Source organism: Candidatus Poriferisodalis sp., from assembly GCF_965208895.1.
Taxonomy (GTDB): Bacteria; Actinomycetota; Acidimicrobiia; order Acidimicrobiales; family Poriferisodalaceae; genus Poriferisodalis.
In genome coordinates, this window is the sequence record NZ_OZ242363.1 from 4,048,349 (window position 1) to 4,073,354 (window position 25,006).

Consider the following 25,006-nt stretch of genomic DNA (forward strand, 5'->3'; position numbering starts at 1 on the left):
CTCTCGAAGCAGGCGCGACGAGCCAGCTCAGTGCTGGCGGGTACGCCCCGCGTAGCAGCGGGCGACTTGTCCCGTTGGCAGAGCGCTACCGTTGCTCGCATGCCGTTGATTCCGCGAGCATGTGCACATGAGCGCTGACGCATCCGTGCCTCGGCGCGCCCGGCGGCGTCTGCGCATTGTCCGCCGCGCCCGTCGCTCCGGATTCGTGCGGGGTGCTTCGCTGATGTTCGACTTCAGCGGGTCGATCCGTCGCCGCAGAATCTCGACGTCGCGCTGCCGATCCGATGCCGAAGCCCTCGCGTCGGACTGGCGTGCGGTCGGAGACGATCTGCGTCGTGCCATGCATCAACGTCCGGCGGCGTGACATCGTCCGACTTGCCTGAGCCAGTCGAAGAGACTGCGGCCGTGCCCGCTGCTACCGAGCATCTCTCGGTGAAGCGGTTCGAGACCACGTTCTCAGGTCCGTTGCCGCCCCCGTCGGATCTGGCGGCGTACGGCCAGATCAGTCCTGATCTTGTAGAGCGGATCGTCACTGCATCAGAACAGGAGCGAGAACATCGTCATCGCATGGACCTCGAGCAGTCGCGCCGAGACTCGTACGGCCTCGTCGCCGGGTTTGCCGTTGCCGTGCTCTTCCTGCTCGTTGCAGCCTGGCTCATCAATGGCGGGAGGGAGGTCGCTGGCGTGATCCTGGGAACCGTTGACCTCGTAGCGTTGACCGCAGTCTTCGTGCTGGGACGGCACAGCGATGACCCGTAGCCGCAGCGGCAACCAGAGGTCATGTGCCGCGCCACTCGCTCGCGGTGGCATCACCGGCCACGCCAAGTCCAGGATCGGTTGCGAGACACCGCTCAACCGCCATTTCTGCGGCTACGAGCCACCGAGGCTCCTCGAAGTCATCGAAGCCGACCTCAAGACGCTCGAAGCAGAGATCGGGCAGTTGCTGGCCGAGGTCACGGCATGAAGCAGGCATACGCCAATCACCGCTCCTCGGGCATCGAGTGGCTTGGCGACATACCCGCTCATTGGGGACTTCAGCGTCTTGGCTTTGCACTCGCCGATGCAGTCGCCGGCGGTACGCCAAGTACGAGCAGGGATGACTACTGGGCCGAGGATGACGAAGACGGCATGCCATGGATTGCTATTGCCGACATGTCCGAGGGAGGCATTGTCGAATCCACGGAAAAGGCGGTGACTGAGCCGGGCATGCGAGACGCTCGCCTACGACCATTGCCTCCCGGCACGATCATTTATTCGATGTACGCCTCCGTCGGCGCCGTCGCGGTACTGGGTTTGGAGGCTGTAACCAACCAAGCGATTCTCGGTCTGTTGCCCCGTCGTCACGTCGAGAATCCATATCTGTTCTGGTGGCTTCACGCACTACACGGACCGGTGCTGGCGCTCACTCGCAACAACACGCAGGCGAACCTCAGTGCTGAGACAGTGCGCAGACTCCCAATAGTTCTGCCGCCTGCATCGGAGCAACAAGCAATCTCAGCCTTCCTCGACCGCGAGACCGCCCGTATCGACAGGCTCATCACGATGCAGGAGTCGCTCATCGAGCGGCTCGACGAGTACCGGACGGCGTTGATCACGCGGGTGGTGACGAAGGGGCCGCCGCCCGAGGCTGCGGAGGCGGGCGGGCTGGACCCGGAGCCGGCGCTGAAGGATTCGGGGGTGGAGTGGCTCGGGGAGGTGCCGGAGCATTGGGTGGTCAAACGACTTGCGTACGTAGTCGATTGCCTGGACGGGAAGCGGGTGCCACTGAATTCCGAGCAGCGTTCCTACCGCCAAGGCACGATTCCATACTGGGGTGCAAATGGCGTTCTTGATCATGTCGATGATTGGCTGTTTAGCGAACCTCTTGTGCTTCTCGGCGAAGATGGGGCACCCTTCTTCACTGGCAACAAGCGTGTTGCGTTCTCTACACGCGGGAAGATTTGGGTCAACAACCATGCGCACGTTCTCCGCCCCGTGGGAATACACCAAGAGTTCTTGATTCACGTGCTCAATGTGACTGACTACGCCGCGTTCATTGGCGGCTCCACACGCGACAAACTCACACAGGGTGATATGAACGACATCCCCATCTTGGTGCCCCCGAAAGAGGATCAAGTGCTCATCATTGACTACCTGAGTGGGCAACTCGACCAAGTGGGCGGGCTACGGAATCGAATAGACGCATCGATCGGGCGTCTCCGGGAGTACCGCTCGGCGCTGATCTCGGCGGCAGTGACGGGCAAGATCGATGTACGCGACGCAGCGCTGGCTGGGGGTGATGTGTGATGTCTTCGCAGACTTCTGAGCATGCGTTCGAGTCGACGGTGGAGTCGATGCTGGCTGATGTGGGCTGGGTATCGGTGGCGCCGGATGAGTGGGATGTGGATAGGGCGTTGTTCCCGGATCGGGTCGTGGCGTTCGTGCGGGCGACGCAGCCGGAGTTGTGGGAGCAGGCTGAGAAGTCACAGGGCGCTGAGCTTGTGCCGCGTCTGCTGGAGCGGCTCTGCAAGGAGCTTGATCTGAAGGGCACTTTGGAGGTGCTGCGTCATGGCTTCAAGTTCGTGGGCAAGATATTCCGGCTCGCGTACTTCAAGCCCGCTCACGGCCTGAACCCCGATGCGCTGGCGCTGTTCGGCGCCAACGAGTTGACGGTGACTCGGCAGGCTCGCTGTCATCCGGGCAAGAACGACACGGTTGATCTGCTGCTTGCGCTGAACGGTGTGCCGGTGGCGACGTGCGAGTTGAAGAACCCGATGACGGGCCAGACGTGGAAGGACGCGATCAGTCAGTACCGCACCGATCGTGAGCCGGGTGCGCCGTTGTTCCGGTTTGGCAAGCGGGCTTTGGTGCATTTCGCGGCTGATCCTGACGAGGTGCACATGACGACGCGGCTCGCGAAGGGCGACACGCGGTTCTTGCCGTTCAACCGTGGCAGCCATCCCGGCGAGGTGCGATGCGGTGCAGGCAATCCCGTTCATCGGTTGGGGCCTCGGACGGGCTATTTCTGGGGCGAGGTGCTGGAGCGGGACCGGTTCTTGGAGATCATCGGCTCGTTCATGTTCACCGAGCGCCGCGAGGAAAAGGTCGTCGACGCGAAGGGGACCCGCACCGTCAAACGCGAGACGCTGGTCTTCCCCCGATATCACCAACTGGACTCGGTGAGCCTGATGGTGGAGACCGCCCGTACCGAGGGGGCGGGGAACAACTATCTGGTGCAGCATTCGGCGGGCAGCGGCAAGACGAACTCGATCTCGTGGCTGGCACATCGCCTCTCCAGCCTGCACACCGCCTCGGACGACAAGGTGTTCGACTGCGTGGTGGTGATCACCGACCGGCGGGTGCTCGATGCGCAACTGCAAGATGCGATCACTCAGATCGAGCACACCCAAGGGGTGGTGCAGGCCATCGACGAGGACTCCGCTCAGCTTGCCAAGGCCTTGGTGGACGACACCAAGATCGTCATCACGACGTTGCAGAAGTTCCCGTTCGTGATGGGCGGCCTGATGCGCATCGCCGGCGCGGACTCCCCTGACACAGCCAGCGAGGCTGAGAGCGCTCAGGCGGCGGAGTGGGCGCAGAGCCTGGCGTCGCGGCGTTACGCGATCATCGTGGACGAGGCGCATTCGAGCCAGACCGGCGACACCGCCCACCAGATGAAGCAGCTTCTCGGCGCCGGAGCGCTGGCTGGCGGCGACGATCCGCAGGACTGGCAGGACGGGCTGAACGCGGTGGTGGAGTCACGCGGCCCGCAGGAGAACCTGAGCTTCTTCGCGTTCACCGCGACGCCGAAGGGCAAGACGATCGAGCTTTTCGGACGTCCCGGCGCGGACGGCAAGCCGGTGCCGTTCCATACCTACAGCATGCGCCAGGCCATCGAGGAGGGCTTCATCCTCGACGTGCTGGGCAACTACACCGACTACGACACGTACTTCAAGCTGGTCAACACCGCCGAGAACGGCGACGACTTCCCCAAGCGGCGCACCGCGACCAAGCTCAACAAGTTCGTGACCCTGCACGAGCACAACCTGTCCCAGAAGACCGAGATCATCGTCGAGCATTTCCGCAATCAGGTGATGCACGCCATGGGCGGCAAGGCCAAAGCGATGGTGGTGGCGGGGTCGCGGCTGCACGCGGTGCGGTACATGAACCACTTCACCCGCTACATCGACGAGCACGGCTATGACGACGTGCGCCCGCTGGTGGCTTTCAGCGGCACAGTCACCGACCCCGACACCGGCGCTGAGTGCACCGAGCCGAAGATGAACACCGACGTCGTGTCGGGCAAACCGATCAGCGAAGCCGCGCTGCCGGGCCGGTTCGCTTCGCCTGACTACCAGATATTGCTCGTGGCGGAGAAGTACCAGACCGGGTTCGACCAGCCGCTGCTGGCGGCCATGTACGTCGACAAGCCCCTGTCGGGGGTGCATGCGGTGCAGACGCTCTCGCGGCTCAACCGCATCGCCGCAGGCAAGCAGCCCCCGTTCGTCTTGGACTTCGTGAACTCGCCGTCTGACATCGCCGCGGCATTCGCGCCGTACTTCGACGTCGCCGAGTTGCGCGAGCAGTCCGACCCCTACCAACTGGACACCCTCGCCCACGAACTCGGCCAGGCAGGCGTGTACCAGCAGTCCGAGGTGGACGACTTCGCGTCGGTGTTCTACCTGCCCGCCCATCGCCAGCAGCCGACCGACCACGCCCGCCTCGAAGCCGCCTTGGGGCCCGCACGGGACCGATTCGCCGCCCTCGACGACGAAGACGCCCAAGAAGAATTCCGGGACCGGCTCACCGCCTACGTGCGCCTCTACACGTTCCTGAGCCAGATCATCCCCTACGCCGACTGCGAACTCGAACGGCTCTACTCCTATGGCCGCATGCTGGCGCCCCGGCTGGCCGCACCCGACGGCGGCGACCCCATCGACCTCGGCGGCGACGTCGAACTGGAGTACTACAGAATCCAGAAAATCTCCAGCGGAGCCATCAGCCTCGACAGCGACGACGCCACCGTCACCAGCCCCACCGCAGTCGGCACCGGCACCGCCGAAGAGGAAACCGAGCCGCTGTCACAGATCATCGAACGCCTCAACCACCTCTTCGGCACCGACTTCGACGACACCGATCGCCTGTTCCTCGAAGCAGTCCACAACGACGCCATGCAAGAAGACGACATGCTCGTCACCGCACGAGCCAACGACTTCGACAAGTTCTTCCTGGCTCAGCGCGCACGCCTGCGAGAACTCATGCTCGACCGTCTCGCAGAGAACGAAGCGCTCGTCAACCGTTGCCACAATGAGGCCGACATCGGCGACATCGTGGACCACGGAATGATGCAAGCCATCTTCGGCAGCGCCAACGCCGAAGCCGACAGCGGAACTCTGCTGGACGCAGGGTGAGCACATCGTCAGCTTCCAGGCTCGCGGCGCTTCTGGATCGCGTCATGTCCCACGTTGTGGTTCGCGCACGAAATCGCAGAAACAGCCAGCTCCGGGCGGACCAATAGCGGACATTCTCGAGTACGTCGACATCGACCTTCTCGTGGAAGTGTGGGACGAGATCCACCTGGCGCCGCATGTGCGCGAGCGATGGCGCGGCTGGCTCACCGACCAGGGCTTGTTGAGCTAGCCCCACAGTGCTCACCGATCTGCAGCGCGAGGTACGCCGGAGGTCGGCGACCGCGTCGATGTGGGCTGCCGCAGCTGCGCGGTCACCGCCGGGACCGGCAGCCGCCGTTGTGTCCTGCGGGCAGCACGCAGCGACGTTTCGCTCGAGGCATGTAGTCGTTGCATCGACGCGTCGGGTCGGCGCTGCCGCGGGCCGCTGCCGCGGTCGCGGCAGTTCCGGGATTCGCTTCAGGCAAGGAGCGGGCACCACTGCGGGCTGCTTCGGGGCTCATGGACGGCCCAAACTCGGCGATGCCGTAACTGTCCTCTGTGACGCATTCGTTGACCAGCAGCCGTTCCCATGCCGCTGCCGGATTGTTGACCGTGCCGCGCACGTCGGCGAGCACGTCGGTCAGCGCCGCGGCACCGTCGCGTGCAGCGAGGGCGGCCATGAGACGACGCTCGGACATGCCGACGTCGTGCCAGACCTGCGGATAGAGGCGAGCGGCGATGTATGCGTCGGCGTGTCGCACTGCCTCGGTTGCGGCGGCCGCGTCGATCGTGCCGTTCGGTGATCCCGCGCAGTCCCAGGCTGCGTTTCCGAGTGCTTGCATCCGCATCGGGTAAGGGCCGGCGCTGTCAGCCATGATGCTGAGCGCTTCTTCGGTGACATGACCGCCGGCGTCGCTGATGCTGTCCCTGAAGAATCGGTACGCCTGGGCGGCGGTGATGTGCGGCAGATCCGCGTGGGAGCTGCGAACGAAGAAGCTCAGCTTCCGGTCGACGAAGAACGTGAGGCGCAAGTCTGGCAGTCCGGCTGCAATCACAGCGATCGGCAGTTGTCCGCGTTGGGAGATGTGCTGCATGTCGGCGGCGAAGCGTCGCAGTTCCTCAATGTCAGCCGCGTGCAGTTCGTCGAGGGTGATGAGCACGCCGACGCTTCGTTCGGAGGCGAGCCTGCCGAGCGTGGTGAGGCGCCGACGCAGATTCCAGTTCGGCTCGAAAATCTGTTTGCGTTCGGATGCGAGCCATGCCAGACGTGGGCCGACTCCGCGGCGCGATGTGCGTTCCGTCACAGCCGGGACGGGTCCAGGCAGGGCTTCGCTGTCGTCGCAGGCGCGCTCGATCTCCGCCACGATCCGGTCATGCAGACCTCTGGTGGTCGCGTCGACATCCAGATTCACCCAGCCGGACGCCGCTGTGATCTCCTTCATCCGGCCGAGCAGAACGGTTTTGCCTGAACCGCGGCTGCCCAGAATCACTGTCGAAAATCGATCGTCCGTAGGACCGATGTCGAGACCGGCGCTGAGGCTGGCCACGAGCGGGTCTCGTCCGACTAACAGCCTCGGGGGAATCCCGAAACCGGGAGCGAACGGACGCTCAGCTTCCCGTTCCACGAAACGATCGTCAAGCAAATTCGCCATGCACAACATCCTGCTGCAACGCATCAATGTCAGCTATCAGACATTATCTTCGCGCATTAGACATGTACAGGCCATCTTGATGCAGACTGCGGGGCTTCGCGGTCGAGGTCCCACCATCCCCCGTACAGGCGCCAGATGTTGCGGATCACGAACTCGGGCTCGTCATAGACGGGCCGCATCCACGGACGCGCCAGCCATTCCGCCGGCAGCGAGACGCTCTGGAGAATCTCGTCCAACGAAGCGCCGTCGTTCATGAGGTCGATCGTCTGACTCACCAGCGACTCCAGCGATTCCGCCAGTGTCAGCAGCACCGTGCCGATGCGATCACGGCCCCGCACCGGCGGACCGTGCGCTGGGATCAGCAGCTCGGGATCGAGGGCGTCCATGTGGCGCAGCGCCCGCGCCCAAGGAATACGGAACTCGAGCGTCCATGGCACAGGAGAGCTCAGTGTCACCCTGGGCCGTGTGCGAGGCAGCGCTCGAGGCGCTAGGACCTGCCAGTGCTGATGGTGAACGGGTTGAGGAACTGGCGTCCCCACAGTTGCTCTCGTTCCGGGGTGGACAGCTGCGCCAGATCGCATACATCGCGCCACTCGCTGCGGATCACTTCTATGTGATGCTGGACGATGTCGGCAGCCTCGCCTCGGCTGAGGTGATAGCGGCCTGCGTGCTCGACGCACCCGCTGACCTGGCTGATGCGTTCTCCGCTCGGACCGTATGCCATTGACTGGAAGGCTTCGCCGCCGCTTCGAAGCTGCGGGCAGATGTCGTACGCCGGCGTGAGCGACAGCATTTCGCCGTCCCAGAAGGCCGCATGGTTCTTCGGATGGTCGTCGGTGTTGCTGACCAGCATGTTGAACACGATGCGCGAGAAGAGTTCGCGAAGCGTCGCATCCGCCGAGACGAATCGAGCTCGGATCTGATCTGCGAGGTCGACATAGGTCCCGTATCGGCCCGCGATTCCATAGGCATCGTGCAAGTTCAACACAGTCTGCGTGGACACCATCAGGCGGCGCCCGCCCTGGGGGGTGCGGTCGAATCGGTCCACGAGCAGCACGGCACGGCCGGCCGCAGAGATCAGCGTGACCGAGGCGGCGTCGATGCCCGCTCGACGCGCCAGTTCCATCGAGACGAATTCGGCCTTGACGACCGGGTAGCTGTCGGCGGCAGAGCTGAACTTTGCAATGACGCGGCGCGACCGGTCGACAAGCGTTGCTTTGGGGCGTGCCCCGCCCATCGAGGTGCCTCCCAGCAGCGCCCGTTCCAATGCCGGCGACAGAGGACGGCCTTCCTCGATGGCGGCCGCTGCCTCGGCCAGTTCGGCCACCGACGATTGCTCAGCGACTCTCGCGACGTACTCGGTGGGCGAGCGCTGGAAGTCGAGCGCCCCGGCGCGATCAGAACCGGAGTTGAGCAGGTATCCGAGTTCGGAGAGGTCCTGGTCTGCGAGTCGGTGCCGGTGTTCGATCACCCTGCGTCCCCAGGCGTCCGGTGCGCTGTCGGCAATGCAGCCCGGCAGCGTGCCTGATGCCGGCGGCGTTTCTCCGGGCTCCAGCGGCAGCTCGGGCAGGGACAGCGCGACGGCGTCGGGGTTGCCGAGGTAGCTGCGGCCGTAGGTGAACGTCGCCACCGGCCCCCGGTCGTCCAGGCGTCCCGCCACCACGGGTTCGCTGGCGCCGGGGAGCCAGACCCACACGTACACCGTGGGGGGATTCGACAACGGCTCAGAATTGGTCATCAACCTGACGCCTGCGAACTCGTTGGGGCAGGACCGCAAGTCGAGCTTCGACGAGTTCGGCTTCGCGGGCCACGGTCATGGCGTCGTCGCTGAACAGCGGAACACCGACCAGCGCAGCTGCCTCGAACACGGTGCCCAATGCGACTGATGGATCGCCTCGCTCGACCTTGCGCACCGTGGTCTCGCTCGACCCGACCCGCTCCGCGAGTTCTGCGACGGTCCATCTGCGCTCTCGTCGGGCGAGCGAGATACGCCGTCCGAGCAGTCGAACTGCTTCGGAGGCAGCGCGGCTCAGTGGCTGGCCCGTTCTCATGGCATCAGTATATTACTGGTTAAATGATCTAAAACATAGTATTATATGACAACAAACTCATCCGCCGGTGTCTGGCGAAATTTCACGAGCCTTCGCACTCATACTGTTGGTTGTGCCCCCCGCCGGGTGCTGGTGTGACTCGAGCCTTCGCTGGCTTCGTGCCGTGAAATCGATCTGTCGTCCTGTGTCGCGTCGGGGACTCATATGGCGGTGAGCATGATGGTGGTTGCTGTTCGGCTGGTGTTTGAGGCTCGCTGCGTCGGACGCTCGGCGACCAGTTCGCCCTTGGGGGAGGGCTTGAAATAAGCCGGGTCGAGATTCCACCAACCCCCGTACAAGCGCCAGATGTTGCGAATCACGAAACGGCCCGCTGGCCGTCCGGCCGCGGCCGTCTATATGTCAGTCCTGCAACAGGTATGCCGAGTGCAGCACCTCCGGCTGGTGAATCAGTTCCTCCGCGCTGCCGTCGTAGCGGATGCGACCGCCTTCCAGCACATACGCCTTGGTGGCCATCGCCAATGCGACCTGGGCGAACTGCTCGATCAGCAGCACGGCCACACCGCTGTCGGCTACCTCCGCCAACACCGGAGTAAGCCGCTTCACGACGATGGGTGCCAAACCCAGCGAGAGCTCGTCGACAACGAGCACCTTGGGCCGCGACACCAGCGCCTGGGCCAGCACCACCATCTGCTGCTCGCCGCCCGACAGCAGCCGTCCGTCGTAGTCCCAGCGGCGTTCCAATTCGGGAAAGAGCGACTGCGCATACTCCACGCCATCGGCCGCGCTCTGGGCGTCGAGCGAGTAGGTGGCCACGCGCATGTTGTCGGCCACGGTCAGGTCGGTCAGCAGCCGGCGGCCCTCGGGCACCACCGACACGCCGGCGTGGCGGACACGCTCCGGTCGCCAGCCGGTGATGTCGGTGCCGCCGACGGTGACCTGCCCTGAGCGCGTGCGGGCCAAGCCGGCGATGGCGGCAGCGAGGCTGGACTTGCCGGCCCCGTTCGGCCCTAGCAGTGTGGTGATCTCACCTGGAGGCACCTCAAGGGAGACATCGTGCACCACGGGTCGCCCGCCTCGATCCACGGTCAGGTCGCTCAGCACCAGGTTCGACATGGCGGCGCCGTCGGTGGGTGTCTCGTCGGACACGGTCACGCCTCCTCGTCGCCGACGTAGGCAGCGAGCACACGCTCATCGTGCAGGACATCGGCAGTCGGGCCGGCAGCCACGAGACGCCCGAAGTCGAGCACCGCTGTCCACTCACAGCACGCCTGTACCAGCGACATGTCGTGATCCACCAAGATCGCCGTCGCTCCCGTGCGCTCAGGCACCGAGCGAATGATCTGTGCCAGGTGCTCGGTTTCCTCCTCGGGCAGCCCGGCAGCGGGCTCGTCAAAGAGCACAATCCGTGGTGCGCCGACGATGGCCCGCGCGACTTCGATGAAGCGGCGGTCACGCTGAGACAGCGTTCGGACCACCTTGTCACGAACGTCGCTCAGCCCGACGAACGAGAGCACGTCGTCGACAGCGTCTTGGCGTTCGGAGCGCGAGCCCTCGGCGGCGTGCTCGTGCACGGTGAGCACGTTCTCGTACACGGTGAGGCTCTCGATGGCCTGCACCGTCTGAAAGGTGCGACGTACGCCCCAGCGAGCCCGCGCGTAGTCGGGCATGTCCAACAGGTCGATGTCGTCGATGACGACGCGGCCCGACACCGGTGTCACAAAGCCCGACATCACGTTGAACAGCGTCGTCTTGCCGGCGCCGTTCGGGCCGATCAGCCCGCAGGTGCCGCCCGGGAACGTGAGTGTCACCTGATCCAGCGAGCGGACACCGCCGAATTGCACGCTGAGGTCGGTGATCTCGATCACTCGAGCAGACCCTTCTTCTCCATGGCCTTCGTCGTCTGGATCAGGTTGATCATGAGGCCGATCCCGAAAATGGTCAGCGCGAAGTCATTCCAGAAATTGTGACCGATGACGTTCTGGGTCAGGAAGGGCAGCATGATCGTGGCGAAGAAGGCGGCCAGCACCGCACCCCACAGCGAGCTGATGCCGCCCATGAGCACCACCGCGATCAAGAACAGCGCAGCTTGCCGGTCGAATTGCGCAATGCTGGAGTTCGACTGCACATGAGCGCCGTACAAGCCGCCGGCCACGCCTGCCATGAAGGCAGCCAGGCCGAAGGCCAGCAGCTTGTAGCGGGTGATGTTGATGCCCGAGGCCAGCGCCGAAGGCTCGCTCTGGCTCACCGACGCCCACGCCCGCCCCGGCTTGGAGGCCAGGAACGCCACGGCAATCATGAACATGACGAACGCAACGATCACGGCGTACCGGAAGAAGGCGACATCACCGTCAGCGACGAATGGTCGCGGCATCGGTTCACGATCACCGATCGCGAACGCGACTCCTCGAAAACCCGGACCGCCGGTGGGGAGCTTGATGCGGTTCAGGGCGATCTCGATGCCGACGGCCAGCAGCAGTGTGACCAGAGCCAGGTAGAGCCCGCTGACCCGAAGCGCGGGCAAGCCGATGAGCAACCCGAAGATGGCAGCCACCAGTCCGCCGGCGATCAACAGCAGGGGGAACACCCCGGGGTAGGGGACGTCGGTGAGGTAGGCCAATCGGATCGTCACCCAGGCGCCGATGCCGTAGGGGGCAACCTGGCCCAGCGACACCAAGCCCACCCGGCCGTACAGCATCCCGACGCTGGCAGCCACGACGGCGTAGATCGCCATCTGGGTGAAGTTGAAGATCCACGTTGCGTCGAGGACCGACGGCATGACGAACATCGCAAACAGGAACAGCGCGCCGACGAGTGTCGGTTGGAAGGCTCGGTGGGAGAGCGCCTGAGCGACCCTCACGACATCTCCCTGCCTGCGAGCACCACCGTGCGCTTCCGTGAGATCCACAGGATCGCGACGACGGCGATCACCATGGGGGTCATCTTGCGAATCTGGGACAGGAAGCTCAAGCTGCCGCTGAACGGTGTCAGCATCGACTCCACGACGCCGATCAGCAGGCTCGCTCCCAGCGTGATCCACAGCGACCTGAACTGGCCCACGATGGCCCCTGCAAGCGCCGGAATGACAAACCAGGTGAGGGTGACCTGATCCATGCTCTTGAAGAGCGACGGCAGCAGCAGAAAGACGCAGCCGCACAGCAAACCGGCGCCGAACCAGGCAATCGCCTCGACGCGCCGGACCGGGACGCCCAGCAACGCCGCGGTCTCACGATTGTTCGCGATCGCCCGCATGGCGGTGCCGGTCTTCGTGCGCCGCAGGAAGATCCCCACTCCGATCACCACGGCGAATGCAAACGCCAGCGCCAGCACTTGTGTCGTCGAAACGACGGTGTTGCCGATGCTGAACCTCGCGGTGGGGAAGTGCATGCCGCGAGGCTTGGAGGTGTCCCAGCGCTCTTTCATGATGCCCATCAGAAAGAGCGCCAAGGCCACGGTTCCCAGCGTCTTCACCAGGGAATCGCGCTTGTCCAGAATTGGTGCGAAGACTCGCCCGTAGATCAGGAACATGACCGCGCACAGCGCGACCAGCGCCGGGAACAGCAGAATGCCGAATCCCGATACCTGCGGCTCGGGAACGATGAGCGATCCGCCCATGAACGACCACACGAGGTGGACGCCCATGGTTCCGACGGCACCGAAGGCCAGGTTCACCACACCTGTGGTGCGGTAGAGGACGACGATGCTCGTCCCCGTCACCGCATACATCGCCCCGAACGCCAGCCCTTGGATGAAGAAGGGCAGCAGTATCGAACTATCGGGCATCCGACGCGATGTGTGCGGTGACTCGAGGTGTGCTGGCTACCGGGCTCAGCCTTGCGAGCCCAGACCGCCCTTCCAGTTGTTGGGCTCATCCGCCGTCAGACCGCCGCCGGCCTCGGCCTCGCGCACGGCCACCAGGATGGGGTCGATCGCGGCAATCTCGAAGCAGCCGCTGTCGTCGCGCATGGCACCCACGCCGTCGGGCACCACGTTGTAGTCCCAGTTGTTCGACACGTTGCCCAATTCCAGACCGCCGAAGTACCACGGCTTGCACAGGTGATCGGTCTGGAAGTTCTTGATGTCGCCGATCGCTGCGTTCACTGCAGCCCGATCATCGAGATCGGCCGGGTCCATGCCCAACAGGGCGTGCACCAGGATGCGGCCGGCCACCCAGCCCATCTGCTGGAAGCTGCCCAGCGTCGGGTCTTCGTGGAAGTCGGCGGTCACCTGCCGGTAGAGCTCCACGTCGGGCCGGGGATCGTCCAGCAGGCTGAATTCGGCGTTGACGTTGACTTTGCCTTCCCAGGCGGCGCCAAGCGTGGCGGCCACGGCGCTGTCATTCAGCGGTGTCGACGCGCCCCAGATGACCCGGTCGATCAGTCCCTGCTCTTCCGCGGCCTTGAGGATCTTGAGACCCTCGGGCGGTGTGTAGTTGAGCAGCACGCCCCCGCCGTCGCCAGCCCGGTTCACGAGGTCGAGTGCGACAGAGGTCGGATCCGAGATCGGCAGGTCTGTCAGGACGTTCTCCCACTCCAGCCCGGATTGCTCGACGAACGCGCCGGCCAGCGACTGCGCATATTCCGCAGCGGGCGAGACGCCGGTGACCGTCACGACCTTGTTGGCGGCACCTTTCGCGACGACTGCCTGGGCTGCGCCGAGCAACGAGTAGGCCGGACCCATGTTGGTTGCCGAAATGTTGGGCGAACTGAAGCACTCACCCGCAACGCCCGCAACGATCACGTTCAGGCCCTGCTCCTCGTAGTAGCCGGCGTTGACCGCGCAGTCCAAGATCGAGAAGCCGCCGGCGAGTACCACGACGCCATCGGTTTCAACCAGCTTGCGTGCTGCCGCTGCGGCGTCCTCGGGGGTGGCGTTGTCGTTCTCCCAGACCATCTCCAAGGGGCGGCCGTGAATGCCGCCGTTTGCGTTCACGCAGCGGAAGTACGCCTCCATCATGAGGGGGCCGGTCGAGAAGTCAATGCCGGGGACTGACGTCGTCACGTTGCCGATGACGATCGGCTCGCCGGTCGCCTCTTCGCCATTTCCTAGGCCGCAGAAGTCGCCGGCTTGGTCCATCGCCATGTGCTCGTCGGCCATGTCGTCGTCGGCCGTGTCGTCGTCGGCCGCTGGCGCCTCCGTGGCGGCCGGCGCCGCGGTGTCTGCCGTGTCGTCGTCATCATCGCTGCCGCAGGCTGCGGCGACGAGCACGAACACGAATGCGATTGCTGTCAATTTGCGAAGCATGAGCTTCCCCCCCGTGGTGTGACCGGGCAGATCGCCCGGTCGGGAACCCAGCCCTCCCGAGCCCGCGCCCCCTGTGGGCGAGATCGGGGACCCCGCCTCGGGCGAGCATAATCCGGTTCCCAGAACTGAGCGCACTCAAATTCGGCGCATTTGATTGGTTACATTGCTGCGAGCGAGACGCGCTTGACGCGCCGTGCACAATCAGTCCTGACGGGCAAAGAAATGGGGATCCCATGGCCGACGCAGAACACCGCCCAGTGGCGCTCACTGACGACATGCGCATGAAGTTCAACGCAGTGTCCACGGCGACGCTTGCGGGTCAGATGCAGCGGCGAGGCATGCAGAACAGCTTCCTCAACGGCTTGCGGCCGCTGAATGAGGGGCAGCGAATGCTCGGCTATGCCCACACCCTCCGGTTTGTCCCGAAACGGGAAGACTTCGAGCGACGCCTGCAGGGCCCCAACGCTCAGCGCCGAGCCGTGGAGTCGACCGAGCCCGAAGAGGTGCTCATCGTGGAAGCCCGCGGCGAGCCGCACGCCGGCACCATCGGCGACATCTTCACCATGCGGATCAAGCACCTCGGTGCGTCGGGGTTCATCACTGACGGTGCGCTGCGCGACACGCCGGCCGTCGCAGACGTCGGCTTGCCCGTGTACCACCAGTCGTCCCACGCAGCGACTCTTGGCCGGCTGCACACCCCGCTCGAACACCAAGTGCCGATTGCTTGCGCCGGCGTCACCGTATTCCCCGGCGACATCATCGTGGGCGACGGCGAGGGGGCCGTGGTCATCCCGGCGCTGCTCGCCGAAGAGGTTGCGAACGACTCCTACGCTCAGGAGATAGAAGAGGAATGGGCCATCGAGCGGGTCGCCGCCGGCGAGAGTTCGATCGGCACGTTCCCGATCGCCAAGGATCGGCGTCCCGAGTTCGAGGAATGGCTCGCCAAGCGCCAGGGCTGAGCCCGGCCGCCCGGCTTGCCCGGGCTCACATGTACGACTCCAGCTAGCCGGCCAACGCGTCGGCGCCGGCCTGGGCGACCTCGGTGTCCTCGGTGGCCGAACCGCCCGAGGCACCTATGGCACCCACCAACGTGCCGTCAACGAAGATCCCCACGCCACCGCCGAACACGATGAGCCGCGGCGTGTGAGTGATGCCGTGCACCAGCGCCGGTTCATCCTTGATGAGATTCCACCAGTTGCCGCTGGGCATGCCGCCGAAACCGGCAACGGTGAACGCCTTGTTGAGGGCGATGCCTGCTGACAGGCGCGGCGCGCCGTCCATCCGTGCAGTGGCAATCGGCTCGCCGGCAGGATCGGTCACCGCTATGCAGAACAGTCCGCCCATGTCGGCGGCCTTGGCGAGCGCGGCATCGAGTGCCTTGCGGGCGCCGGCGAGTGTCAGCGAGCGTGCGGGTGCGGTGTCGGCGGTGCCTGTGCTGTCGGCCATGGAGAACTCCGGCTGTGAGTGGGCGAACGCGCCGAGACTACGCTCCGGCTCGCGCACGCACCGCTGCGCATCGCCCCGACTCGGCGGACGACTGAGGGCAGGCCACCGGTGCCGCTCAGCAGGGGGAGCGATCTATGGACGTCGGCATCATCATCGGGGAGGCGACGCCGCTGGGATGGGAACGGTGGCGCCATATCTGCCGGCTCATCGAGCGGCTGGAGTTCCGTTCGCTGTTCCGTTCCGACCACTACTTCAACGGCAAGCAGAAGGACGCCATCGACGTCTATCTGTCGTTCGTGATGGCCGCCGAGGAGACTGAGCGGATTCGCTTCGGCCCCTTGGTGACGCCGGTCACGTTTCGTGAGCCGGTGAACGTCGGCCGTATGGCCCAGCAGCTTGATGCACTCTCAGACGGGCGCTTCGTGATGGGTCTCGGCGCAGGCTGGTACCCCGACGAGCACGAGATCTACGGGGTGAACTTCCCCGCCGGCCCTGAGCGCTACGACCGGCTTGAAGAGGCGATCGCCCTGATGAAGGAGCTGTGGTACTCCGAGTCGGGCACGTTCGATGGCAGCTACTACCGGATTCAGGGCACCAACTCCAAGCCCCACCCGCCCGCGGGGCGCCCACCCATCCTCATCGGGGGCACTGGGCCGCGGCGCACGCTGCGCATTGCCGCCGAGCACGCATACGAGTGGAATGCGACCCCGCTCGACATTGACGACTTCCGGGCCGCGAACGAGGCACTGGCCCGGCATTGCGAGGACTTCGGCCGTGATCCCGCAGACATCCGCAAGTCCATGCTCATCTTCGCCACGATCGGCCCCGACGAGCACCATGAGGAAGTGGTACTGCAGCGCTTCTTGGACATGATGGCCCCTGAGGGCTCAGGCATCAGCCTGGAGGACGCCATTGCGGCGGGCCACGGACCGTGGCGGGGCTCGGTCTCCCAGCTGGTGGACCATTGCGGGCAGCTGCGCGACCTCGGTCTCGACGAGGTGGTGTTCGAGCACTTCTGCCACGAGGACGACACGGTCCCCGAGTGGATCGCGGCCGAGGTCAAGCCGAGGCTCGAAGCACTCTGAGCTGCCTCGCGACTTTCTCTGAGCGCAGTCAGATTTTTCGTAGCAACGGCGATTGTGACTATGCTCCGCAGCAGGACGCGGCAACCCAATTCAGGCAGTGGTTGCAGCGCATGTCAATACACGTCACGGGGGTAGCTCATGACCGACACCATTGCGAAGCGCACGACGGCAGTGACGCCACGGGGGGTCAATCACCTCGTGCTGAACGTCCGCAACATGGAAGAATCGCATCACTTCTGGAGCGACCTGCTGGGGTTCAAGCAGGTCGGAGCGTTGGACTCAGACAAGTACAACGTGCCTCCCTACAAGATGCAGTTCTACAGCGGTGTCATCGACAACGTGAACCACCACGATGTCGCCTTGGTAGAGATGCCCCAGCTGCCCGAGGCGCCCGAGCAATGGGACATGTTCTCGGGTGCAAGCGCGGTCAATCACATTGCCATCGCGTACCCCGACAGGGAGTCCTGGCTGGAGCAGGTGCAATTCCTCAAGGAAAACGGCGTCAAGATGAACCTGCGGGTCGACCACGGCATGACGCACAGCGTGTACATCAACGATCCCAACGGCTACGGCGTCGAGGTGCTCTACGAGCTGCCCGCCGAGGTCTGGGAACACGACATCAACGGTGCTCTCAACTACGCGGTGACCCTCTCCGAAGAGGACCTGCTGGTCGACACCACCGACTACGAGACCAACTTCGACCCAAGCTGAATTCGGCTCGTCCGGACTGCCTCGTCACGTCCATTCCCGCCACGGCTCCGTGATCGTGGCGCGCCCCTAGGAGTCTTTGATGCGCGCAATCCAGGTAACCGAACCAGGAGGGCCTGAAGCGCTCGTCTGGACCGAAGTCGACGACCCGGTCGCCGAGGCCGGAATGCTGGTCGTCGATGTTGACGCCGCCGGGGTCAACTACATCGACACGTACCACCGCAGCGGCCTCTATCCGGTGCCGCTCCCGTTCATCTCGGGCGTGGAGGGCGCCGGCAGCGTCGCCGAGGTCGGCGAAGGCGTCGAGGGGTTCGCAGTCGGCGATCAGGTGGCGTGGACTGGGCACCCCGGCTCCTACGCAGAGAAGGCGAGAGTCCCCGCCCGCGTGGCGGTCGTGCTGCCCGAAGGGGCCAGTACCGAACTGGGCGCCGCCACGATGCTGCAGGGCATGACCGCCCACTTTCTGGCCTGCTCGACGTTTCCGCTGGAGCCGGGTCACCGCTGCCAGATCCATGCGGGTGCTGGTGGTGTGGGGCTGCTGCTCATCCAGATCGCCAAGCTGCGCGGTGCCGAGGTCTTCACGACGGTGGGCACAGCGGCGAAGGCTGAGCTGGCGGCGGGCGCTGGCGCCGACCACGTCATCAACTACCGCGACGAGGATTTCGGCGACGCCGTCGAGCGGATTGCCGGGCCGCGGCCGTTGGATGTGGTCTATGACGGCGTCGGTGCCGACACGTTCGACCGCGGCCTCGACGTCCTGCGTCCACGCGGGACGATGGCCACCTTCGGCAATGCCTCAGGACCGGTGCCGCCGATGGCGCCGCTGCGTCTGTCGGCCGGCGGGTCGCTGTTTCTCACCCGGCCGACGCTCGGCGACCACACCGCCACCCGCGCAGAGCTCGAAGCCCGGGCCAACGACCTGTTCGGCTGGATCGCCGAGGGTCGACTCGATGTGCGCATCGGCGCTCGCTTCGCGATGTCCGAAGCCCGCGCGGCTCACGAGGCTCTCCAAGGCCGCGAAACGACCGGCAAGGTTCTGCTCATTCCCTGAGCCCAGATCCCCCGGTCGGGTTGTGGCGGTGGTGGGCATCCGCCAGAAAGGCCTCCTGACGTGACATTTTGCCGTTGACGATATTTCAGACGAAACGATATGGTCCGACGGAGTGATCTTGCCAACAATTGCCGTAATATCAGAGTGCTAATCGCTGTAAAGACCTGACCGTGGCGGCCATGCAATGAAGGGACGCACCCACCCTAATGAAGCACGCTGGATCAGCTTCATCGGTCTTGCATATTGGATTTCAATGTCGATCCTTCTGTTCGCGCTGAAAGGTGACGAACTTGACTTAGACAGTGTGTTCCCACTTGTTGGGCAGAGCGGTGGAGCCACGACTTCTTATGGGCCGACGCCGCCCAATCCACCAGGCGCGGTGGTAGCTGCATTCTGGACTGTCGGGATCATCGTTGGGCTTCCCATCGGGGTTCCAGCCCGCGCAATGGTCGCGGTTCTTCGTCTGAGCTCGATAGCCATCGGAATCTGCCTTCTTGTATCCATTCTTCGCCTCGGAATACTGTTGGTACCTGTACTATTCCTTCAGTGGATGGCCCTCGAGCGACAGCGCTCGGCTGGTTCGCCGTAGAAGGGCACAACGCACATCTCGAGTGTTTCTAAGCGATTGCGTAGCTTGAATCCACCGGGTCTGTCAGACGTTCCCGTGTCAGGGGAAGACGCGGTGCAGCCAACGTACGAAAGACCGCGCGGCAGGCCGCTGCACATCGAATACGCCTGCGCTGATGGACGTGCCCAAACGACCGCCGGCGGTGCGGACGGCGAGCCATGCGTGGATTCTGGCCTTGGTGCGCTTGCTGAGCTGGTCACCCGGCACCTGCTCGATGTACTGCCGGGCGAGTTCCCATACTTCATCGCTTGGCGGGATGAGTTCAGCGAGGAAGTCTTCGAGTTCGCCTGGTCCTTGATTGTCGGGCATGAGCCAGACTCCCACCATGGGCACGCCGTCTGCGCTTGGCGTCACGACCGTGCCGCCCGGCTCAGGTGTCGTCGGGAGTGGGGCGCCGACCCGCTCGACGGCATCTCTGATGCTCTGCCATCGCGCCTGCGGATCGGAGTTTGCATCGATGACGATGCCCAGCGCGGTTCGGCCCGGCACCTTGGCATGCGCTTCGATCTCTTCTCTCATCTGGGAAACGCCGCCCATTTGGGCAATGTCGAAGTTCGCCGCTGCCTGCGTCTGCTCGCAAAGATGCCCGATGACGTGCTCGTCATCCGCGCCTTCGACCAGCAGCAAGCGCGGGCCAGCAGCACCGTCGGCAGCCACGAGAGGATTACCTGATCTCGATGCCTCGCTCCGCTGCAACCCGGAGCGTGTCCTCGCTGTACTCGATCGCTCGAAGATCGCCATTGTCGAGGCGCTCGAGGCGAACCGCGATGCCTTCGGACCGTTCGTCCTTGCTAGCGGCAAGAGCGAATCCTTCGACACAGTCCCAGCTGTGAGTTGTCGCGATGACTTGCACGTTGTGGTCGCGAGAAGCCTGAAACACCAAGCGCCAATAGTCGGTCTGCAACGAGTGGTGGATGCCGTTCTCGGCCTCGTCGATCAGGAGGAAGCCGTCGGCCGCGTTGGAGAATGCAATCGCCAGACCAAAGAGCCGGGCAGCGCCGTCACCAAGGCTGCGGAGCGGGACGCGATCACCATCGTCGAGACCGACCACGATTCGCCGCTCGCGAGATCGCGCAGACCCAGCCACGGCAGCGATGCGAACGATAGTGCCATCACATGCGAGCTGCAACGCATCGAGTGCCAGCTCCTCTCTCGGCCCGGCTGCGAGCTCATCCCAGTGCGCTGCCGCTTGACGATTGCCCGGCAGGCCGGGTCCCAGCGCTACACACGCGACGCTGGCAGGCCATTCCGCTTCTTGGACCCAGTGCCGCGACCGTCGGCCGTGCAGGAACAGCGGTTCATAGGCACGGTCGATCTTGTCAAAGACCGGCAGATACTGCTGGTACTGCCCGACTTTGACCTGCAGGATCGGGCTGTCGAGCGGCCCGCTGCGGGACTCGAACAGCTTCAGCTGATCTCTTGAGACGTCTTCGGGCGCAACGATCGTCGCACAGACACGCGACTCGCCTGAATCGGGGCCCACCGTGAAGCTGCTCTGCAGCTCAGGACGACGCCCTGTGAACAGCGCCTCGAAGACAGGACGTTCGTCCCAGCCGTCGTCATCGTCGGGCCACGTCTCGAGTTCCTCATGTCGCGTAAGGATGCCGTGGAGCGCAACTATGCTTCCGCGCTCTGCGTAGAGGCGGACAGCGTCAAGGACCGTCGTCTTGCCGACCCCGTTGCGGCCGGCGAGCAGCGTGACACGTCCGAGGCGTTTCATGTCCAAGCGGGGGATGCCGCGGAAGCCCCGAATCTGCATCGAGGGCAAATGCAGGCCGTCAGTCGTCATGTGTTCGGACACGCTTCACCCGCCGGACCGGCTGCGAATCTGAGCGTATCGCGCCTTGGTCTCAGCTTTGCACTGAGCCCCGGAATCCCGATCTGCGTGCTGCGTTAGTGTCGGGGCCGCGTTCAGGGGAACGTGACAGGGGGAACTATGAGCGAATCAGTCGAGACATGGTCGCCGATGACCGGCGACGAGTACGTCGAGAGCCTGCGCGACGGGCGCACGGTGTACTTCCAGGGCGACAAGGTTCGAGACGTCACCACGCACCCGGCGTTCCGCAACAGCGTGCGCTCGATCGCCCGGCTGTACGACGCATTGCACGATCCCGACCAGCAAGACGTGCTGATGTGCGACACCGACACCGGATCGGGCGGCAAGACCCACAAGTTCTTCCGTGTGCCCCACAGCGCTGATGATCTCGTCGGTGCCCGGGACGCAATTGCTGGCTGGCAGCGCTTGACCTATGGGTGGATGGGCCGCAGCCCCGACTACAAGGCCTCGTTCTTGGGCACGCTGGGCGCCTTCCCGGAGTTCTACGGCGACTACAGCGAGAACGCCCAGTACTGGTACCGCCGCAGCCAGGAAGAGGTGTCGTACTGGAATCACGCCATCGTTCACCCGCCGGTCGACCGCCACCTCGGTGCTGACCAGATTGCCGACGTCTGCATGCACGTCGAACGGGAGACCGACAACGGTCTCATCGTGTCGGGCGCGAAGGTGGTGGCCACGGGCTCGGCATTGACCCACTACAACTTCATTGCCCATTTCGGCCCCGTGCCGTTGCAAGATCCCCAGTACGCGATCGTTTGCACGACGCCGATGGAAGCCGATGGCGTGAAGCTCATCTGCCGCAACTCCTATGAGCTGCAGGCGGCGGCTACGGGCAGCGTGTTCGACTACCCCCTGTCGAGCCGGTTGGATGAGAACGACTCGATCCTGGTGTTCGACAAGGTATTGATCCCGTGGGAGAACGTGTTCCTCTACGGCGACATCGAGAACGCCAACAACTTCTTCCCTGCGTCGGGCTTCATCCCGCGTTTCACCTTTCACGGTCTGGCCAGGCTGTGCGTGAAGCTGGACTTCATCGCCGGTCTGCTGTCGAAAGCGCTGCGGGCGACCGGCACCCGTGGGTTCCGGGGCGTGCAGGCCAACCTGGGTGAGGTGATCGCCATCCGCAACCTGATGTGGGGCCTCAGCGATGCCATGGCCAAGAGCCCCGACCCGTGGGAGAACGGTGCGGTGCAGCCCGCGCTGCTCTATGGCATGGCCTACCGCACGTTCACGCCGTACTTTTACCCGCGCATCAAGGACATCGTGGAATCGGTCGTCGGATCGGGGTTGATCTACGTCAACTCGAATGCGAAGGACTTCAGCTCTGACGAGATCCGGCCGTACCTGGAGCGCTACGTGCGGGGCTCGAACGACATCCCCGCGATGGAGCGGATGAAGATCATGAAGTTGCTGTGGGATGCCATGGGCAGCGAATTCGGTGGCCGCCATGAGCTGTACGAGCGCAACTACGCCGGCAACAACGAGCAGATCCGCTACGAGAACCTCGATGTGGCCGACTTCGAGATCCCCGGCATGGGCTCGATGACGCAGATGCTGGAGGGCTTCGCCGAGCAGTGCATGTCCGAGTACGACCTCGACGGCTGGAACCTGCCGGGCTTCTTCAACCCTGATGACGTCTCCATCGTGGGCCGCGACTGGGACTGAGCCAGCGGGCTGAGCGACTCGGCCGGCGGTCGCGCCGCGCCGCCGCAACCTCAGATGCATCACAGAGTCGAACGCGGAGTAGGTTTTTTCTGCTTGTCCGCGTTCGCTTGCGCGCCCAGCAATACGAGCCGGCACCTCGTCCGTCATCCAAGGAGCACACCGTGAAGTCCATCTTCTTCCACCTGATGCCGTACCCGGAGCTCCCGCCGGACTTCCCTGAGCAGCACCGTTCGGTGTGGGTCGATATCGACCCCAAGCTCTACGACCCCGCTGTCGGCCACCGGACCTACAACGCGTATCTCGATCAGCTCGAATTTGCGGGCCAGTGCGGGTTCGACGCCGTGGGCATCAACGAGCACCACTCGAATGGCTACGGGCTGATGCCGAGCCCGAACATCATCGCTGCGGCGCTGTCTCGCAACTGCCCCGACACCAACATCGTCGTGCTGGGGGACTCGGTGGCCCTGTACAACCCGCCGCTGAGGGTGGCCGAGGAGATCGCCATGCTCGACGGCATCACCGGCGGGCGCATGATCGCGGGCTTCCCGGTGGGCTCGCCGATGGACACGATCTACGCCTACGGGCAGAACCCGGCCACGCTGCGCGAGCGTTACCACGAGGGCGTGGATCTCATCCGGCAGGCGTGGACGTCGGACGAGGTGTTCAGCTTCAACGGCAACTACAACAAGCTGCGCTACGTCAACGTGTGGCCCCGGCCCGTACAGCAGCCCCACCCGCCGATCTGGATTCCCGGCGGCGGCTCGGTGGACACGTGGGACTGGTGCGCCGCTGAGGATCTCGTGTACTGCTACCTGAGCTACTTCGGCTACAAGGCCGGGCTGCGCACCATGCAGGGGTTCTGGAAGAAGGTCCAGGATCTGGGCAAGGAGACCAACCCGTTCCAGGGCGGCTTCGCTCAGTTCATTGCCGTGGCCGACACTGAGGCCGAGGCTTGGGATCTGTACCGCGAGCCGGCCGAGTACTTCTTCAACACCTGCCTGCACGTGTACGCCGGCTACGCAGACCCGCCCGGCTACAAGACGCCCAACACGGTGCGTGCCGGCGTGGAAGGCATGGTCGAGCGGGCCGCCCGGGAGGCCACCGCCCGCCGCGAAGCCAACGCAGCCGATGCTGCCAAGGCAGGCGCAGCGAAGGCGTCGTACGGCTCGAAGAAGCTGACCTTCGAGGCAATGGTCGAGAAGGGCTACATCATCTTGGGCAATCCCACCCAGGTCACCGAGCAGGTGCACGAGCTGGCCACCACCATGAACGTCGGTCATCTGATGGTCTTCAGCCACTTCGGCAACATGGATCCCGAGCTGGTGAAGATGAACACCGAGATGTACGCGACCAAGGTGATGCCCGAGGTCGCCGGTCTGTTCGAGGACACCTACGAGGATCACTGGTGGCCCAAGGCCGACCATCAGCTCGCACCGGTCGGAAGCCGCGCGCAGTGAGCGCAGCCACACCGCTGGCCGGTCACTTCGCGCCGAACTCGCTGCCATATCGAGACGGGCACATCGGCCTCGTCGAGCTGGGCGAGGGCCCGACCGTGGGCTACCTCCACGGGATGCTCGGCAATCCGGGCCCCCACGCCGTGCTGGAGCAATTGGCCGCCGCGGGGCATCGCGTGGTGGCGCCGAGCCTGCCGGGATTCACCGGCTCGAGCGAGCCTGATGGATTGCGCACCCTGCACGACTGGGTGGTCGCCACCAGTGAGGTCATCGACGTGGCCGGGCTGACGGGCGCCCCGCTGGTGGCCTCCAGCGTGGGCGCGATGATGGCGCTCGAACTCGCAGCGGTGCGACCCGAGGCATTCGGGCCGATGGTGCTGGTGGCGCCGTTCGGTCTGTGGGACGACAACGACCCGGTAGCCGACCCGTTCGGCACGACGCTGAGCGTGCAGCGCCAGATGCTGACCGAGGACGCCGCGGCATCAGCGGCGTTCTTCGACGACCCCGCAGATCTGCCCGCCGACATGGTGGTGGAGCACGGCGTGCACCGCTATCTCACCCGCACCGCCGCGGCACAGCTGATCTGGCCGCTGCCCGAGTGGGGGCTGGCGGCCCGGCTGCACCGCGTAGCCAACCCCGTGACGCTCGTGCACGGGGCCAAGGACCGGATCATCCCGGCGTCGTACCTGGAGCGCTGGGCGAAGGCATTGCCGAACGTGGTCGGTACTCACCTCGTGGATGACGCCGGCCACCAAGCTGATTTCGACCAGCCTGGCGAAATCGCCAAGATCGCAGCCGGAGCGTTCGCCTAAGCCCAGA

The 25,006-nt window shown here is 64.7% G+C and carries 25 protein-coding genes; 12 read left to right on the forward strand and 13 right to left on the reverse strand.

From position 1 onward, the window contains the following. The first annotated feature begins 127 nt into the window (after positions 1–127). From ACOGJB_RS18130 to ACOGJB_RS18150, 5 genes are read left to right on the forward strand one after another with little or no spacing between them, the layout of a single operon-like run. Positions 128–364, forward strand: coding sequence for a hypothetical protein (locus ACOGJB_RS18130; protein WP_419838480.1), 237 nt, complete (start codon positions 128–130; stop codon positions 362–364). After that, positions 361–759: a DUF2335 domain-containing protein gene (locus ACOGJB_RS18135; RefSeq protein WP_419838481.1), complete on the forward strand. Its 399-nt coding sequence runs from the start codon at positions 361–363 to the stop codon at positions 757–759. Before ACOGJB_RS18130 ends, ACOGJB_RS18135 begins: the two co-directional genes overlap by 4 nt. Then, entirely contained in the window at positions 749–964 is a 216-nt protein-coding gene (locus tag ACOGJB_RS18140; RefSeq protein ID WP_419838482.1) for a hypothetical protein, read from the forward strand. The genes ACOGJB_RS18135 and ACOGJB_RS18140 overlap by 11 nt, the downstream gene beginning before the upstream one ends. Further along, positions 961–2,286: a restriction endonuclease subunit S gene (locus tag ACOGJB_RS18145; protein ID WP_419838483.1), complete on the forward strand. Its 1,326-nt coding sequence runs from the start codon at positions 961–963 to the stop codon at positions 2,284–2,286. Before ACOGJB_RS18140 ends, ACOGJB_RS18145 begins: the two co-directional genes overlap by 4 nt. Beyond that, positions 2,286–5,390: a type I restriction endonuclease subunit R gene (locus ACOGJB_RS18150; RefSeq protein ID WP_419838484.1), complete on the forward strand. Its 3,105-nt coding sequence runs from the start codon at positions 2,286–2,288 to the stop codon at positions 5,388–5,390. The genes ACOGJB_RS18145 and ACOGJB_RS18150 overlap by 1 nt, the downstream gene beginning before the upstream one ends. Positions 5,391–5,701: 311 nt before the next feature. Here the strand turns inward: ACOGJB_RS18150 and ACOGJB_RS18155 are convergent, their stop codons facing one another. The 10 genes from ACOGJB_RS18155 to ACOGJB_RS18200 all read right to left on the reverse strand — a co-directional run bounded on the left by ACOGJB_RS18155 (position 5,702) and on the right by ACOGJB_RS18200 (position 14,301). Beyond that, entirely contained in the window at positions 5,702–7,021 is a 1,320-nt protein-coding gene (locus tag ACOGJB_RS18155; protein WP_419838485.1) for an ATP-binding protein, read from the reverse strand. A 56-nt stretch (positions 7,022–7,077) separates the two neighbouring features. After that, positions 7,078–7,458, reverse strand: coding sequence for an alkyl sulfatase dimerization domain-containing protein (locus tag ACOGJB_RS18160; RefSeq protein ID WP_419838486.1), 381 nt, complete (start codon positions 7,456–7,458; stop codon positions 7,078–7,080). A 50-nt stretch (positions 7,459–7,508) separates the two neighbouring features. Beyond that, complete coding sequence (locus tag ACOGJB_RS18165) at positions 7,509–8,759, reverse strand: type II toxin-antitoxin system HipA family toxin (RefSeq protein WP_419838487.1); 1,251 nt, start codon at positions 8,757–8,759, stop codon at positions 7,509–7,511. Then, positions 8,746–9,072, reverse strand: a complete 327-nt coding sequence (locus ACOGJB_RS18170; RefSeq protein WP_419838488.1) for a helix-turn-helix transcriptional regulator — start codon at positions 9,070–9,072, stop codon at positions 8,746–8,748. The genes ACOGJB_RS18165 and ACOGJB_RS18170 overlap by 14 nt, the downstream gene beginning before the upstream one ends. A 200-nt stretch (positions 9,073–9,272) precedes the next feature. Then, a complete protein-coding gene (locus ACOGJB_RS18175; protein ID WP_419838489.1) occupies positions 9,273–9,431 on the reverse strand; it encodes a hypothetical protein in 159 nt (52 codons plus the stop codon). 40 nt (positions 9,432–9,471) lie between these two features. Further along, positions 9,472–10,185 carry an ABC transporter ATP-binding protein gene (locus tag ACOGJB_RS18180; RefSeq protein WP_419840768.1) on the reverse strand — a complete coding sequence of 238 codons (714 nt, stop codon included), beginning with the start codon at positions 10,183–10,185 and terminating at the stop codon, positions 9,472–9,474. Between the two features lie 35 nt (positions 10,186–10,220). Beyond that, positions 10,221–10,937: an ABC transporter ATP-binding protein gene (locus tag ACOGJB_RS18185; RefSeq protein ID WP_419838490.1), complete on the reverse strand. Its 717-nt coding sequence runs from the start codon at positions 10,935–10,937 to the stop codon at positions 10,221–10,223. Further along, the gene (locus ACOGJB_RS18190; protein WP_419838491.1) at positions 10,934–11,929 is read right to left on the reverse strand and encodes a branched-chain amino acid ABC transporter permease; all 996 of its coding nucleotides are present in this window, start codon (positions 11,927–11,929) and stop codon (positions 10,934–10,936) included. Before ACOGJB_RS18190 ends, ACOGJB_RS18185 begins: the two co-directional genes overlap by 4 nt. Beyond that, a complete protein-coding gene (locus ACOGJB_RS18195) occupies positions 11,926–12,852 on the reverse strand; it encodes a branched-chain amino acid ABC transporter permease (protein WP_419838492.1) in 927 nt (308 codons plus the stop codon). The genes ACOGJB_RS18190 and ACOGJB_RS18195 overlap by 4 nt, the downstream gene beginning before the upstream one ends. A gap of 45 nt (positions 12,853–12,897) precedes the next feature. Further along, positions 12,898–14,301 (reverse strand): ABC transporter substrate-binding protein, encoded by a 1,404-nt coding sequence (locus tag ACOGJB_RS18200; protein WP_419838493.1) that lies wholly within the window; start codon positions 14,299–14,301, stop codon positions 12,898–12,900. Between the two features lie 245 nt (positions 14,302–14,546). Between ACOGJB_RS18200 and ACOGJB_RS18205 the strand changes: the two genes are divergently transcribed. Further along, complete coding sequence (locus tag ACOGJB_RS18205; protein ID WP_419838494.1) at positions 14,547–15,272, forward strand: hypothetical protein; 726 nt, start codon at positions 14,547–14,549, stop codon at positions 15,270–15,272. A gap of 43 nt (positions 15,273–15,315) precedes the next feature. Here the strand turns inward: ACOGJB_RS18205 and ACOGJB_RS18210 are convergent, their stop codons facing one another. Then, complete coding sequence (locus tag ACOGJB_RS18210; protein ID WP_419838495.1) at positions 15,316–15,759, reverse strand: GlcG/HbpS family heme-binding protein; 444 nt, start codon at positions 15,757–15,759, stop codon at positions 15,316–15,318. Positions 15,760–15,893: 134 nt separating this feature from the next. Between ACOGJB_RS18210 and ACOGJB_RS18215 the strand changes: the two genes are divergently transcribed. The 3 genes from ACOGJB_RS18215 (at position 15,894) to ACOGJB_RS18225 (ending at position 18,603) form a co-directional block, all read left to right on the forward strand. Then, the gene (locus ACOGJB_RS18215; RefSeq protein ID WP_419838496.1) at positions 15,894–16,844 is read left to right on the forward strand and encodes an LLM class flavin-dependent oxidoreductase; all 951 of its coding nucleotides are present in this window, start codon (positions 15,894–15,896) and stop codon (positions 16,842–16,844) included. Between the two features lie 138 nt (positions 16,845–16,982). After that, a complete protein-coding gene (locus tag ACOGJB_RS18220; protein ID WP_419838497.1) occupies positions 16,983–17,555 on the forward strand; it encodes a VOC family protein in 573 nt (190 codons plus the stop codon). 76 nt (positions 17,556–17,631) lie between these two features. After that, positions 17,632–18,603 carry a quinone oxidoreductase family protein gene (locus ACOGJB_RS18225; protein WP_419838498.1) on the forward strand — a complete coding sequence of 324 codons (972 nt, stop codon included), beginning with the start codon at positions 17,632–17,634 and terminating at the stop codon, positions 18,601–18,603. Between the two features lie 667 nt (positions 18,604–19,270). Here ACOGJB_RS18225 and ACOGJB_RS18230 read toward each other — a convergent pair. Both ACOGJB_RS18230 and ACOGJB_RS18235 read right to left on the reverse strand, forming a co-directional pair. After that, positions 19,271–19,888: a DUF3226 domain-containing protein gene (locus ACOGJB_RS18230; protein ID WP_419838499.1), complete on the reverse strand. Its 618-nt coding sequence runs from the start codon at positions 19,886–19,888 to the stop codon at positions 19,271–19,273. Positions 19,889–19,895: 7 nt separating this feature from the next. After that, a complete protein-coding gene (locus ACOGJB_RS18235; protein ID WP_419838500.1) occupies positions 19,896–21,020 on the reverse strand; it encodes an AAA family ATPase in 1,125 nt (374 codons plus the stop codon). Positions 21,021–21,167: 147 nt separating this feature from the next. Here ACOGJB_RS18235 and ACOGJB_RS18240 point away from each other — a divergent pair, with 147 nt between their 5' ends. The 3 genes from ACOGJB_RS18240 to ACOGJB_RS18250 all read left to right on the forward strand — a co-directional run bounded on the left by ACOGJB_RS18240 (position 21,168) and on the right by ACOGJB_RS18250 (position 24,999). Further along, entirely contained in the window at positions 21,168–22,733 is a 1,566-nt protein-coding gene (locus ACOGJB_RS18240; protein WP_419838501.1) for a 4-hydroxyphenylacetate 3-hydroxylase N-terminal domain-containing protein, read from the forward strand. Between the two features lie 161 nt (positions 22,734–22,894). Further along, positions 22,895–24,190, forward strand: coding sequence for an LLM class flavin-dependent oxidoreductase (locus ACOGJB_RS18245; RefSeq protein WP_419838502.1), 1,296 nt, complete (start codon positions 22,895–22,897; stop codon positions 24,188–24,190). Continuing rightward, positions 24,187–24,999, forward strand: a complete 813-nt coding sequence (locus ACOGJB_RS18250; protein ID WP_419838503.1) for an alpha/beta fold hydrolase — start codon at positions 24,187–24,189, stop codon at positions 24,997–24,999. Before ACOGJB_RS18245 ends, ACOGJB_RS18250 begins: the two co-directional genes overlap by 4 nt. The last annotated feature ends 7 nt before the right edge of the window (positions 25,000–25,006 follow it).